Source organism: Spiroplasma endosymbiont of Crioceris asparagi (assembly GCF_964020035.1).
GTDB lineage: Bacteria > Bacillota_I > Bacilli_A > Mycoplasmatales > Mycoplasmataceae > TIUS-1.
In genome coordinates this window covers 472,244-487,195 of sequence record NZ_OZ026475.1, presented here as the reverse complement: position 1 = coordinate 487,195, position 14,952 = coordinate 472,244, and the positions used below count along the sequence as shown (strand labels likewise).

Annotated in this window: 11 protein-coding genes; 10 read left to right on the top strand and 1 reads right to left on the bottom strand. The window is 25.0% G+C overall.

Annotated features, from left to right (window positions below; translation table 4 throughout):
- Positions 1-63: 63 nt before the first annotated feature.
- The 4 genes from ylqF (at position 64) to AACL01_RS02270 (ending at position 4,105) form a co-directional block, all read left to right on the top strand.
- Positions 64-1,053 carry a ribosome biogenesis GTPase YlqF gene (gene ylqF / locus AACL01_RS02285; protein ID WP_339022452.1) on the top strand — a complete coding sequence of 330 codons (990 nt, stop codon included), beginning with the start codon at positions 64-66 and terminating at the stop codon, positions 1,051-1,053.
- Positions 1,053-1,670, top strand: a complete 618-nt coding sequence (locus AACL01_RS02280) for a ribonuclease HII (protein ID WP_339022451.1) — start codon at positions 1,053-1,055, stop codon at positions 1,668-1,670. The genes ylqF and AACL01_RS02280 overlap by 1 nt, the downstream gene beginning before the upstream one ends.
- Complete coding sequence (locus AACL01_RS02275) at positions 1,663-3,339, top strand: phospho-sugar mutase (RefSeq protein WP_339022449.1); 1,677 nt, start codon at positions 1,663-1,665, stop codon at positions 3,337-3,339. The genes AACL01_RS02280 and AACL01_RS02275 overlap by 8 nt, the downstream gene beginning before the upstream one ends.
- 133 nt (positions 3,340-3,472) lie before the next feature.
- Entirely contained in the window at positions 3,473-4,105 is a 633-nt protein-coding gene (locus AACL01_RS02270) for a hypothetical protein (RefSeq protein ID WP_339022447.1), read from the top strand.
- A 36-nt stretch (positions 4,106-4,141) separates the two neighbouring features.
- Here the strand turns inward: AACL01_RS02270 and AACL01_RS02265 are convergent, their stop codons facing one another.
- Positions 4,142-4,405: a hypothetical protein gene (locus tag AACL01_RS02265; protein WP_339022446.1), complete on the bottom strand. Its 264-nt coding sequence runs from the start codon at positions 4,403-4,405 to the stop codon at positions 4,142-4,144.
- 87 nt (positions 4,406-4,492) lie between these two features.
- On the opposite strand from AACL01_RS02265, the gene AACL01_RS02260 reads away from it, so the two are divergent.
- The 6 genes from AACL01_RS02260 (at position 4,493) to AACL01_RS02235 (ending at position 14,925) form a co-directional block, all read left to right on the top strand.
- A complete protein-coding gene (locus AACL01_RS02260) occupies positions 4,493-4,801 on the top strand; it encodes a single-stranded DNA-binding protein (RefSeq protein ID WP_339022445.1) in 309 nt (102 codons plus the stop codon).
- Positions 4,801-5,355 carry a DNA-processing protein DprA gene (locus AACL01_RS02255; RefSeq protein WP_339022443.1) on the top strand — a complete coding sequence of 185 codons (555 nt, stop codon included), beginning with the start codon at positions 4,801-4,803 and terminating at the stop codon, positions 5,353-5,355. The genes AACL01_RS02260 and AACL01_RS02255 overlap by 1 nt, the downstream gene beginning before the upstream one ends.
- A gap of 237 nt (positions 5,356-5,592) precedes the next feature.
- Positions 5,593-7,878 (top strand): hypothetical protein, encoded by a 2,286-nt coding sequence (locus tag AACL01_RS02250; protein ID WP_339022441.1) that lies wholly within the window; start codon positions 5,593-5,595, stop codon positions 7,876-7,878.
- Positions 7,879-7,887: 9 nt separating this feature from the next.
- Positions 7,888-12,501 (top strand): ABC transporter permease, encoded by a 4,614-nt coding sequence (locus tag AACL01_RS02245; protein ID WP_339022439.1) that lies wholly within the window; start codon positions 7,888-7,890, stop codon positions 12,499-12,501.
- A 62-nt stretch (positions 12,502-12,563) separates the two neighbouring features.
- Positions 12,564-13,040 carry a hypothetical protein gene (locus AACL01_RS02240; RefSeq protein WP_339022437.1) on the top strand — a complete coding sequence of 159 codons (477 nt, stop codon included), beginning with the start codon at positions 12,564-12,566 and terminating at the stop codon, positions 13,038-13,040.
- Complete coding sequence (locus tag AACL01_RS02235) at positions 13,033-14,925, top strand: ABC transporter ATP-binding protein (RefSeq protein WP_339022435.1); 1,893 nt, start codon at positions 13,033-13,035, stop codon at positions 14,923-14,925. The genes AACL01_RS02240 and AACL01_RS02235 overlap by 8 nt, the downstream gene beginning before the upstream one ends.
- The last annotated feature ends 27 nt before the right edge of the window (positions 14,926-14,952 follow it).

Sequence of the window (14,952 nt, the reverse complement as noted above, 5' to 3'; positions counted from 1 at the left end):
AACAACTATTAATACATTATTAATTATAATATAAATAAACAAAAATAATTGAAGGTGTTAAATATGGAAATAATTAGCGATAAAAAAAGTTTTAATTGATTCCCTGGACACATGAACAAAACTTTAAAAAAAGTTGAGCAAATGTTAAAGTGAGTTGATTTGATTATTGAAGTTGTTGATGCAAGAGCACCATATTCAACTCAAAATCCAATGATTAAAAAAATTATCAAACAAAGTGATAAAAATAAATTAATGATATTTACAAAAAATGATTTAGCAGATGAAAGCGTTACTAGAAAATGAATTAGTGTGTTTGAAAAACAGGGTAATAAATGTTTTGTAATTAAAGATCATAAAAAACCAATTACTAAAGAGTTTATTAAATTAATTGAAAAGTTAACTGCTAAAAGTCGAAAAAAACAAGAAAAAAGGGGAATTGATAATCCTGAAATAAATGTCATGATTTTAGGAATTCCCAATGTAGGAAAATCAACTGTTATTTCTAGAGTTGTTAAAAATAAGAAAATTAAAATTGCTAATATGCCAGGAATTACAAAAGGATTACAAAGATTTGTTTTAACAGATAGCATTAATCTATACGATACTCCAGGTGTTTTGCCTTCAAAATTTGAAAGCGAACTAGTTGCCTTTAATTGTGCTGCTGTTAATGCAATTAATATTAATGTTGTTCCAAAAGAAAGATTGGCAGCAAGAATGATGCGATACATTTATGAAGTGTACCCAAACGTTATAGAAAATAGATATGATATTAAAAAACAATTACCAAGACCAATTAGCTATGAAGATGCCTTTAAATTATTTGAAGAAATTGCTAAACGTAAAAATATGTTTGTTTTTAATGATATGCCAAATGTGAATAAAGCAATTGATTTATTTATAAATGATTTAATTAATAATAAATTGCAGAAAATTTCTTATGAATCACCACTTAATATTGGTGAACCAACAGCTATTGAAGAAACATTAATCAATGATGGTGAAGAAATTGATCCTAATTCAACATCAGATTTTGAAAATGGTATTGAGTGATAATGAAATTGTGAGACTTTGATAATCAAATTCGTAATCAATATAATATTAAAATATTAAGTGGTAGTGATGAAGTTGGTCGGGGAGCAATGGCAGGACCAATTGTTGTTGCAAGCATTATAATGAAAGAAGACTTTTTTGATACACGCATTAAAGACTCAAAATTGTTGTCTGAGACTATGAGAGAATCACTATATGACTTAATTATAGAAAATTGTATTAGTTATAGTATTTGTGAATATGATGCTCAAAACGTCGATAAATTAAATCCTAAGCGAGCTAGTCAATTAGGAATGATAGATACAATTAAGAAGTTAAAGGTTAAACCAGAAATGTGTTTAGTTGATGCTGAAAAAATTGTTATTGATGGTTATGAAATTAATTCCATTATTAAAGGTGATTATAAAAGTTTTTCAATTGCTTGTGCTTCAATTATTGCAAAAGTATATCGAGATCGTATATTAACTAATTATGAACATAAATGACCAGGTTATGGTTTTAAAAATCATAAAGGGTATTGTACAAAATCTCATATTGAAGCAACAACAAAACTTGGTATTTTACCAGTTCATCGATTAAGTTATAAACCAATTAAGTTAATTAAGGAGAAAAATGTTTAATAAAAAAAATCCAGTTTATTTACAATGAAAAAATAATGAAATGTTGGATGAAGAAGTAAAAGCAATGTTAAATAAAGCATCAGATGAAGAATTGAATGCTGCTTTTAATATTGAACTTGAATTTGGAACAGCAGGTATTAGGGGAGTTCTTGGTGCGGGTCCTGGAAGATTTAATATTTACACAATTAAAAAAGTAACAATTTCATATGCAAAACTTTTACAAAGAAAATATCCAAACAATTTAGAAAGAGGTGTTGTTGTCGGTCACGATAATAGACATAACTCTGAAAGATTTGCAAAAGAAGTAGCAGAAATTTTGACTAGTTTTGGAATCAAAGCGTATTTATTTAAAAATAATGAAATGAAACCAACACCTGTAGTTTCATTTGCAGTTAAAGACCTTAATGCAATCGGAGGGATTGTGATTACAGCATCACATAATCCAGCCGAATATAATGGATATAAAATTTATGATGAATTTGGTTGTCAATTAATTGATGAAGACACTAAAGAAATTTCAGAAATTATGAATGAAATTATGAATATTTTAGATTGAAAATATAAAAAAAATGATGCCTTGATCGAAGTTGTTTCACAAACAACTATCAATAATTATTTAAAGATGATTGAAGGATTACAATTTTTTCCAAATCAAAAACGGGAAAACTTTAAATTAATTTATTCTGCTGTTAATGGAACAGGAACAGAGTTTGTACCTACAATTTTAAAAAAATCAGGATATGAAGTTATTGAAGTTGAAGAACATGCCTTTGCTGATGAAACATTTAAAAATGTTGTTAATCCAAACCCAGAATTTGATCCCGCTTGAAAAATACCATTAGAAAAATATGGTCAAGCATATAATGACGCAGCAATTATTATTATGACTGATCCTGATGCTGATCGTATTGGTTTAGCAATAAATCATAAAGGTAAATGAATTAGACTAGACGGTAATCAAACAGGACCATTGTTAATTAATTGAAAATTATCACAACTAAAATTAAATAATCGCATGCCCAAAAATCCAGCATTATATTCTAGTTTTGTAACAAGTGATTTGGGAGACCGAATTGCTAAAGAGGGTTATAAAGTTAATATTATTAAAACATTAACAGGTTTTAAATGAATGGGTTCTGAAATTTTAAAAGAAAAAGATCGTGGTTTAAATTTTGTATTTGCTTATGAAGAAAGTTATGGTTATGTGTTGAATGAATCAACTTTAGATAAAGATGGAATTCAAGCGGCAATTATGTTAAGTGAAATGGCATGATACTTCCATACTAATCACAACAAAACATTAATCGATGTTTTAAATGATTTATATAAAGAATATGGATTTTATGTAACTAAAACTTTAAACTTCAATTTTAAACCAGAAGAAATAAAATCAAAAATTGATCCAATTATGAATAAATTTAGAAATGGTAATTTAACTTCATTTGCCGGCTTTGAAATTGATATGATAGAAGATTATATTAATGGACTTTATAATATGCCAGGTCAAAATCTTTTAAAATTTTATTTTAAAGATAAAAGTTGATTTGCAATTAGACCATCAGGAACTGAACCAAAAATTAAAGTTTATTTTGTTTGTGTTGGTGACTCACAACAAGATGCTGAACTTAAATGTGAAAAAATGGTAAAAGAATTTAAAAAAGAAATTTAGTATAAAAAAAGTAAATAAATATAAGCTTAAAACTATTAAATAAATTAAAAAATAAAATACACTTATAAATGTTTGAAATATTTATTGTTTATTTTATTTTTTTTGTAAAATAAATTAATATAAAGGAGTTTATATGAATAAAGTATCAAAACAATCAATGATTATTGCAGCAAGTTCTTTAGCTTTTGCAATATTATTATTAATAGCATTTCTTGGAATTGGTTTAAAATTAAACTTACCAAATTTAAATACGTTTGTATTAGACAGAATTAATGATGAAGGTAAAATTATTGACACATTTAATACATCTTATTTATTAATTGTATTTGGAATTGTAATTGCATGATTATCAATCCCATTACCTTTAATTGGTTCTTATTTTAATAAAACAAAAAAATTTAATTTCATTTTAGTTGCTACAACTATTGTTTCATTAATATTTGTTTTAATAGGAGTACTTAATTTAATTACTAGAGATTATATGGTTCTTTTTAAAAACAATGCCACAAAACAAGATGCCAGATTAAATATAATAGAAACCTATAAATATATTTTTGGTTATTCTTCAAAAGAAGCAGAAGCGATATATGATGATTTTGTTAAACAAGCATGAATCACAATAAATAGCGTTATAGTAATTTTATTATCTGTAATTGGAGCTATCATTCCTCTATTTACAATAAATTATTTTGTAAAACACCCATTAAATGAAACTAACACAACAAATGATCAAAATTCAAATTCATCATCAAATACTATTGAATAAACAATAAAATAAAAAAAACTGCATTTGGCAGTTTTTTTATTTTATTAACAATGCTTTGTATACCAAAAATTGTTGATCTACTCCTGATTGATTAATCTCTGCTAATAATTGGGCTAAAGGAAGTGACATATACATCATGCCTTTAGTATTCACAAATTTATAAATAAACCCAGTTCTTAAATGGTCGTTTTGTTCAAACTGTTTTAAAAAATGATTTTCTTGATCATTAGGATTTCTTAATTTAAACTCAGGATTATTTTTTGTTAATTTTTCTAATAGTTTTAAAAATTCAGTTTCCATTTTTTCTCCTATTAGTTAATTTTACTTTATTTATATAAAAGCTTCTATAGTTTTATTTTCTTAACGATATATATGTTAGGGGGATTTATGAATAATGTAACAATAATGGGACAACTAATAGGTAGTCCAGAAATCATTTATGAAAATGACAAAAATGAAAATAAAAAACTATATAAATTAATATTAAAAGTACAAAGACCTTTTAAATCAAAAAATGGTAGTTATGAAAGTGATTATATTAATGTTAAAGCATGATCAAATACTTTAGGGTATGTTGATGATTATTATGAAGACTCATTAGTGTCAATTGAGGGAAGATTAATTTCTTTTGCTTCCCAAGATAAAACTAAATATCTTAATGAAGTATTTGCCAACAAAGTGGTTAATTATAATTAATGAATAAAATTCTTTTATATTTTGCCATTAAATATAATGGCGATTGAGATAAAATTTATAGTGCTTTAAAAGAAAAAGAACAAATCGCTAAAGAAGATTTAAATAGAGTTATTAATGATGTTAAATATCAATTTATTACTATTTTAGATAATGACTATCCAGAAGGATTTAAAGAAGTTTACAAACCACCATTTGTTTTATTTTATAAAGGTGATAAAAACATTTTAAAATTAGATAACAAAATTGCTTTAGTGAAAGATAAAGAAGTTAAAGCAGATGATGTTGTTTGTTTGTATAACAAAACAAAAAATATTTCTAATAAACAAATAATAATTAGTGATGATTTAAAAGCTGAAACAATTATCAACAATAAGGTAGCTATTTCAGAATTTTACAATAAGCGTGAATTAACAGATGAAAATTATCTACATCTTATTACAAGAACAATTGTTGGTTTAAATGATAAAGTATTTGTAGAAAATGACACAAGTATGTTTAATAAAAGTATTTGAGAATATGCTTTAGAAAAAAACAAATTAATAAATATTTCTTAAATTAATAACTTATCAACACCACTGCTAGTGGTGTTTTATTTTTTGCAAAATAATCTTATTAATTATTATTAAAATAATTCTAAAATAATATTCAAAGATCATTTTACTTTAGTCAATTAATTTCTTTATAAACTTTAAAGTTTACTTCAAAAATCATAATAAATGAGCAAATTTATTTTTCTTGAAAATGTTAAAAATTGAGTTACAATTATATAAACTTAATGGAGAATTAAAATTATGAAAAAATTATTATCAAGCCTTATGGCATTAGCATTAATATCAACTCCAATCATTACTACAATCTCATGCGGTAAAGATAAAACCAAAGATGATGGTAAAAAAGATAATTCATCAGATGATTCATATAGCAAACTAACAGATAATTTAAAAAATACTTATGATTCACTAGAATTCATGTCAAGAGTTATTTTAACTTCTAGACATGAAAATTTAAATATAAATTTAAATGAAACACTTTCTAGTTTATTAACACCTAAAATGACTGCAGAATTTTTCCCAAAAACATTTCAACATGATGGAAAAACTGTTTCATTTGCTAAAGTAAGTAACTATGCACAAAATTTAGCACCAATCTTTAATAAAATGGATCAAGATGGATATGGTGGGTCATATGCTAGTTACATTATGAAAATGTATAATGACAAATTTTATACAAATCCTGATGGAAAAGATGGGTTTTTAGATACTTTTAATCAAGATGCAACAGACAATAAAATAAATGGTGGAAAAGCACAGGGTTATTATGCTGGGTATTCAAAAGACATGACACTAGATCCAACAACAGCTGATATGTCATGAGGTATTCAAGATACTGGACCATTAACAAATTATTTGTTGAATAAAGGTTACATGGGAGATAGCGCTCAAAGTACATCAGCGAGTGGTGGACCAGCAACAAAAACTCCGGCTTATACAAATGGTAGTGGTTGACTTTACTACAATACTATAATTGCGAATAAAGGTGCATCTGGTTCTGATATTTCAAAAAAATTAAGAAATGATGATTATTGAAAAAATAAAGGTATTACATTAGACAAAATTGGAGATGTAAATAAAAAAAATCAATCAGGAGAAATAGGAGCTACAATAACTGATGATTTCTTTACAAAAGCACAAAAATTTGATACAGCAGGTGCAAAATTGTTTAACACAATTGGTAGTGTAAACGTTATTTCTAATGGAACAGAATTGACTAGTTTATTTAGTTCTATAAATAATAGTGAAGATGGATTAAAAAATCTAGTTTCAACTCTTGACTACTTATTTCCAATTTTTAAAGGTAATATTGGTAACATTTTTGCGCCCAATGCAAGAATGATAACTACAAAATTATCATATTGATTTTTAGATGCTTTAGAAACTACATTAGTTAAACAAGAAGAGTTTGAAGGTATTACAAAGGATTTAAAAAATGATTATAAATCTGGTTTGGCAGGAATAGTTCACCCAACAATGGAAGAATATTTTGCAGCAGATAATAAAAAAAGTGGAGTAAAAGGGCTACAAGAATTATTTTCTGTTGTTTCACAAGTTTTATCAGATGCAAAAAATAAAGAAATATTTTTAAATTCTTTAAAAGAAACTGATAAAACAAAAAATTCAATATTTAACAATATAAATGGAGAAGCTAAGGGCTATATTAAAGAATCAATTGCAAATGCTTTTGCAAATGAAGATAAATGAAATCAATTTTGAACAGGATTATCAGGAATTTTAAAATTTTTTATAACAGCATATGAAAAAGGTAATGATAGTGAAATATCAAAAACAATTCAAAAATTAGATCCTCAAAATAAAAATTCATTTACAAGTCTAGATCCTACAACTAAAGTGCAATTTATGAATGAAGTTCTTGGTTATAATAATGGAAAACCTTCTAAGGATTCATTAATTGAAAAGCTTTATAATGGATTTTCAGATATGTCTGGAATTGAGAAAAAATCACAAGACAATGCAATTTCAATATTATTAAATTCATTAACAAATCAAGTTAATAGTCAAATGCAAGAACCATTTGAAAATATTTTACAATACATTACAGAAGATGATTATTGAACTAAATCAAAAATTCATTTTACAAAAAATAATTCAAAAGATTCAGGAAATACACTAGAATTTGAAATTAATTACACTGGTAATGGTGATAGTACATCAATGGCTTCAAAAGTAACTAAAAATGATGGAGTTACTTCAAAAGAATTAGCAAAAAATAATTTCAATCCATATCAAACAGAAAAACCAGATATTAAAAATGATGCTCTAGATTCTGATAGAAAAACAGGGGTTATGGGTTTAAAAAATTTAGATGATTCTTTTGGTAAAACACCTGAAGAAAAATTAAAAAATTATGACGGACTAGGAAATATTGAAGATTATAAAAAAGTTAACTTTAAATATAATGTACAATGAAAAAATATTGGTACTTCAGAAAGACCTTATTGAATTATGACAAAATGTGATGCAACTAATGACAAAGGGCAAAGATTTTATAATATTTACTAATGGTAATCTATGTTTCTAATTTTCAAAAATAATTTAAAACAATTAATAAAACAATATATACAGTTTATCGTATATATTTTTTTGCTTTTGTTAATTTCTGTATTTACAACAATTTTAATTGTTACTTCAAGTTATTTGATTCAACAAAAAAATCAATTAAATGAAAGTAAGTTTAATTTTGAATATTCTTATAAAATGACTACCACATCATATACATCAAATGATACGCAAAACATATCACCTTGATATGCATTTAATACAAAATTAACAGACTCAAAAAATATCTCAAATAAAGAAACATTAACTATATCAAATGGTTTGGAAGATGCTAAATCGAACAACAATGCTATTTATTTTGATACAAAAAATTTTAAATGATTAAAAGATGAAAATACTAATGAAGAATATTTTGATAGTTCAATTTATAATGTTGGTGGATATTTAAATAAAGATTATTTTTTAAATACCGGTTTTGGAGATAGTGATCCAATTGTTTATATAGATTATCAACATAGAAGTGAAGAGGGCGATAGTTATTTTGATGAAAACTCTGGTCATAAATTATATGCTAGATTAAAAAGCAATAACCAAAAGTTACAAGATAGTGATTTTATAATTAATTGATCAAATGAAACTAAATTCAGTTATGTAAAAAATGGAAACTTTGGTTTAATATATAATTTTAATTTTGATTCTAAATATTTTCAAAAATCATTAATTGGTTTTTTATATAATAAATTTGATTTAAGAAACATAAAAGACTATCAATCAGCTTCAATGTTACAAAAAAATGTGATAGATCATATTTTTAATTACATGTTCTATTTAAATAATTCAAGTATTACAACACTTATTAAAAATAGATTTATTGATTCTATTGATTGAAACAAACCAGAAATTAATGATTTTTTTAATGACAATAACAATGTTTTTGGAAAAATAGTTTCATCAAATAATGAAGACACATATGTGTTGGGTTCAAAAGAAAATGGGGATTTCGCCAGCTTAAGAAATGGTGAAGAAAGTAAGAAATTTAATGATATTTACAATTCACTTGAAAAAAACGGTGTTTATTTAGTTAGAGATTTTGATGCCAGTTATAATTTTATGACAAAAGCTTCAGTTGATGCATCATGATCTTTTGGAAAAAAATTTATTACAAATGGCGATTTTTTTGAATCATATTACAATTTAGTTGGTGATTTATCAAACTTTAATTTAAGAGATATTCAACAAACTGTTATGTGAAATAGTTTGGGAGAGAAATTTCGATACATTTCAGCATATTCAGGAAATGGTGAAGAACAAGCAATTAAGTTTAATGAAAATGTAGGTTTACATATATATAAAAGCAAAAAACCTGAAGGTTTAGTTCAATATGGTGTTAATACATTTGTTTCTTCTGCAACTTATCCCGACATTTCTAATGACCATAAAAAACCATGAACTTTTGGTAATGAATATAATATTTTTCCAGATATAGATTATAAAGTTACATTTGATGCAACGGGGGTTGATTCATTTAACTCATATCCAACAATATATGATGATGATATAATTCCTGATCAAAATCGACAAGCAATATTCTATTTAAACAATGTTGATTTTAAAAATGCATTTTCTAATTCAATTAATCCAATTTATAAAGACAATACTAGTGGTAAAGCAAAATTGGTTGATAATGAAAAATTTCAAGATGTTTCAAGAATGTTTATGCAACACATTGGAAATAAAAAAAGTCAAATTAATGATATTAATATTTATAAATTGTATTTGGCTGATAATTTTATTTCATTAGATAAAATAAATTCGATTATTAATAATGAAAAATTTGATATTAAAAATATAGATGGCAATTTGTTAAAAGATTCTATAAAAAACAATGTTTCAATAGAAGACAAAAAAACTACAAAAACTATTTCAGCACGACAAAACTTATTTGGCTCATCAATTAGCGCTTATTTATTAATAAGTATAGTAACTGTTTTAATAATGACATTTGTTATTTTATTTGTAATGCTTAATATTGTTAAAAAAATTCTTGAGGGTCAAAAAAGACAAATTGGCTGTTTAAAATCATTGGGAATTTCTAACAAAGTATTATATGCAAATTTCTTATTATTTATGACAGTTCCATCATTGTTAATTGTTCCGATAGGTTGATTGGGCGGTGTTTTCTTACAAACAACAATATTAAACACGTTTGGAACATACTTTAATATTCAAGTAGAAACGATATTTAATATAAAAGTACTTTTATCAGAAATGTTGTTTTACTTTGTAATAATTATTTTAATTTCATTCTTGGTATCTAGACAAATAATTTCTTTACCGGCATTAAAATTATTTGAAACTAGTGTTGGAAAAAATACTTCATCAATTTCATCTAAATTAAATAGCCTTTTAAGAACAAAAAAACCATTATCAAAATTAAGAAATTCTTTATTCACAAGTTCGCTAAAAGAAATATCAATTCTTTTCACAATATTATTTGTAGCATCTTCGATTTTTACAATTTCATTTATTATTCCAACAACCGTTAATAATGTAAAAAAAGAATATTATGAAAATATTAAATTTAAAAATGATTACAATTACAAGAATGTTTATGAAAATGTGCCATTATCTAGAGTTGGTTATTTTGATTACAAAAATAAAGATGATGTTCAAGAAAATTCTACATTTGGTTATAAATTGTTTAAGGACAATAAAGATATTTTTAACACAACAGACAAAACAGATTTATTGAATAAATTTAATGAATTATTTTTTAACAATTTAACAACATTTAAAGGTGTTAATTTATCGGTAGGTTTAATGGATGATCTTGCTAAAGTTGATGGTAAGTCTGCTAGTGATAATAATTCAATAGCATATCAATTAGATAATTTTGCAACTACAATGTTACCAAAATTGTTAGGACAAGATTCAATATCAATTAAATCAATTCCAAAACCATTTAAAAATAAATATGAATATGCAATTGCATTAATTTCAGGAAACTTGATTAACTCAACAATTAAAGAAAAATGAGAACAAGATAACTATGGGGATTCATTTAAAAATTTCTTATTTTCTTTTTCTAATGTGCCTGTAAATCAAAATGAAAAAGATACAATTTATACAACTTCATCTGGAATGGCTTCAAGTGGCAAAAAAACTCTTGATACACAAATATTTGGTCTTCCAAAAAATGGGGCAACAAATGGTATTAACTTAAAACATTTTGCAAGTTTAAGTTCAACTGGTGATGAAATCCCTGTGCTTGCTTCTGAAAATTTTAGAGCTAAAGGATTTAAAAAGGGTGACAAGATAACAATTAAAGTACCTAATAATCTGGTTAAATTTAATTCAGATAAGTCTAGTTTAGAAACAACAATTTTAAATAATGATTCAAGAAGTTGACAGTATATAACTTCAGGAAAAGAAGAACAAGATAAAAATTATTTATTTTCAAATAAATTTAATCCTTCTAAAACAACTTATTTAGAAAGGGGCATTAATAAAATTGATAATGAAGATTCAGAATATACTAAAATGCAAGATGTATACTTGACTGTTCCTAAAAAATTATTAGAGGCTGATAAAACTTTTGCAAATAATTTTTATAAAACTGGAGTTGAGTATTTAGAATATCTTGGGGTTATCAAAAAAGATGATATAAAAGATTCTAAAAATGTTGATTATAAAACACTTTTTGATGACAACAAAAAAGCTGAAAATGTATTTATTGGAACAGATGATAATTCTGATAGTTACAAAATTAGAGCATATGATATTAGAAAATATGATAACACTGCAAAAAACTTTGCAAAATTATCATCTTTATCATTAGCATCAGGAACTAATTCATGATGAAACATAGCATTACAAAACAATTTGATTGTTACCGATACTTCAGTAAAAGAATCTCCGCAAAAACTTAAAATTATAGATTTTGAAAAAATTTATGATAAATCAAGATTAATTATGAAACAAGAAGATGCAAATAAAGTCTTGGGTTACTCCAATCCAGATGAAACTTATGCAAATGGTATTAATATTTGATCTAATGCAAAATTAAGTAATGAAACAGAAATTGTTGATCAAATAACTAGACAATTATTTACAACAACTTTAGGTAATAATGCCACTGAAAATATTAATGCTAATTTAAAACCTTTAATTAATAAAACAAATTACATTGAAATTGAAAAACAAGCATTTATTAATTTAGTACAAAGTGCATATTCTATTGGAATAATCTTTATTTTTGGAGCAATAATACTTTCATTAATCACAATCTATAATGTTGCAAAATTATTTATCGATAAATTTAGAACTTTTATTGGATTTATGCAAGTTCTTGGTTATACAAAAAGAGAAGTAAGTTATGTTGTATTGGGAATTCTGGCACCAACAGCAATAGTTGCTACAATAACCCCAATGATAATCCTTATTTTATTAATAACCGATGCATTACCAGCAGTGTTATTAAAAGTTGGTTTCTTAGTGCCATTAACAATTTCTTGGTGAATTATTCCTGCAATATTATTAATCTCATTTGCAATTTTCTTAATAACTTTTATTATGGTATTTAGATCATTGAAAAAAGTTCCATTACAAGAAATTATGGGAAATTAAAAAAATAAAAAAATTGTTGACTTGTCAACATTTTTTTATTACAATTTGAAAGAGTGATTAATATGAAGGAAAAAACAAACGAAGAAAAATTTGAAATGCTTAATAATATAATGCATGAATTTAGAAGTGTAATAAATAAATATTGAACACAAAAAATGGGTGAGATTGATATAAATTTAAACAAAGCTGATTTTTTCATTCTAAAATATATTGCAGAAAATAACTTTAAAGTTCCAGCCAAAAGTTTTACAACACAGTTTTATTTTGATAAAGCTTTAGTGTCGCGAACAGTTAAGTCATTAGAAAGCAAAGAACTTTTAGAATATAAAGAAGAAAATAATGTTAAATTTATTATTCTAACAAATCGTGGAAAAGTTTTATCGAAAAAAATTATTAAATTATTAAGTAATTGAGTTGCAATTTTAGATCACTTTGAAGATGACGAAATTGAAAATTTTATTAAATTTATCACTAAAATGACAAATGTCACAAACGAAATATTAAAAGAAAATAACGAAAAGGATAAACATTATGAATAATGAAAAACAAGTTAAATTTAAGAGTAAAAAAAAGGCATCATCTTTTTTTAAAATAATTTTTACGTATTTATCAAAAAGACCATTATTAACAACATTTTTATTTACTTTGGTAATCTTATCTGCACTATGTGGAATATTTTCACCAAAAATAATTCAAAATATTATGTTAATTTTGACAGCACCCACATCAAATAAAAATAATTCACCATTACCCCCAGAAGGTGTACCAGTTCAAAAAATGACAATTTTTTCAGATGATGGTATTAACTACTATACAAAATTATTCGGATTGAAAATGTTTTGACAAACTTGAATCTATTTACAATTAGGATTATTGATATTAATGGCAGTGTTTACTTTTTTATCAAACTTTGTTGCAGGTAGAATTGGAAGAAGTGTTGAAATTGAATTAAGAAACAACGCGTTAGAAAAATTAGTAAAACAAGATATCTCATATTATTCTGATAAAAAAATTGGGGAAATATTAACAAAAATTATTTCTGATACACAAATTATTGGAGAACAAACTCAACAAGTTCCTGTTACAGCAATTAATGCATTTGTAACATTCTTTGGATCATTGATTATGATGTTTACAATTGATGCAAAATTAACATGAGTTGTATTGGGAACAATGCTAGTAATAGTAGTTACATTAGGTTTAACATTTGGAGTTGCCAGAAAACTAGTAATGGCCGTTAGAAAAGAAATTACCAATATTAATGGTGATGTAACTGATAGAATTAGTACTATTAGATTAATTAAATCAAGTGGTACAGAAAAACAAGAAGTTGAACGTTTTAAAGATCAACATAAAGTTTATTTTAAAAAATCACAAACAATGATTTTAGTACAATCAATCATTATAACTGTTTTAATTGCGGGAATTACTTCAATTCAAATTTTAATTGTTATTTCTGCAGCTTTATTTTATAATAATGATCCTCAAACAATTGCAATTGTTTTACCAGCATTTATAAGTAGTCAGGGAACTATGATTGGGCCAATCATGCAATTAACTCGTTTAGTATTTGGAATAATTCAAGCGTCAACTAGTGCTGAACGTATTCAAGAAATAATTGGTTCTAAATCAAGAATGAATCCATTTTATGAAGAAGGTAAAGGTATTTACATTGATAAAATTGAAGGAGATATTATTTTAAAAGACTTAGAATTTAGATATCCAGAAAAACCAGAACAACTAATTTTACCAAAATTTAACTTTACATTTGAGCAAGGTAAATCATATGCTTTTGTTGGAGAAACAGGTAGTGGTAAATCAACAATTGCTAAATTATTATTAAGATTTTATGACCCATCAGCTGGTAGTGTAATAATCAATGGTGGAATTGATTTAAAAGATGTTAAATTATCAACATATTTAAAACATGTTGGTTATGTAGAACAAGAACCACAAATCTTATTTGGAACAGTTTTGGATAATATCAAATATGGTAATGGTGAAAAAACTGATGAAGAAGCTATTGAAGCTGCTAAAAAAGCAAACTTACATGAAATAATTAATTCTTGACCAGAAGGTTACAATACTATTCTTGGTGAACGTGGATTTATGTTAAGTGGTGGACAAAAACAAAGATTAGTTATTGCAAGAATGTTTTTAAAAGATCCACAATTATTAATCTTAGATGAAGCAACATCTGCACTTGATAACATCGTTGAAAAAGAAATTCAAAAAAATATTAATGAGTTAATGAAAGGTAGAACATCTGTTTCAATTGCTCATAGATTATCAACTATTAAAAATGTTGATCAAATAATTGTAATTTCAAAAAATGAAGGTATTGCTCAAATCGGAACGTTTAATGAATTAAAAGAAGTACCAGGTCACTTTAAAGATTTATATGAAGCTGGATTAATGAGCTAATAAAAAAATAGTTTAACAAGTAAGGGG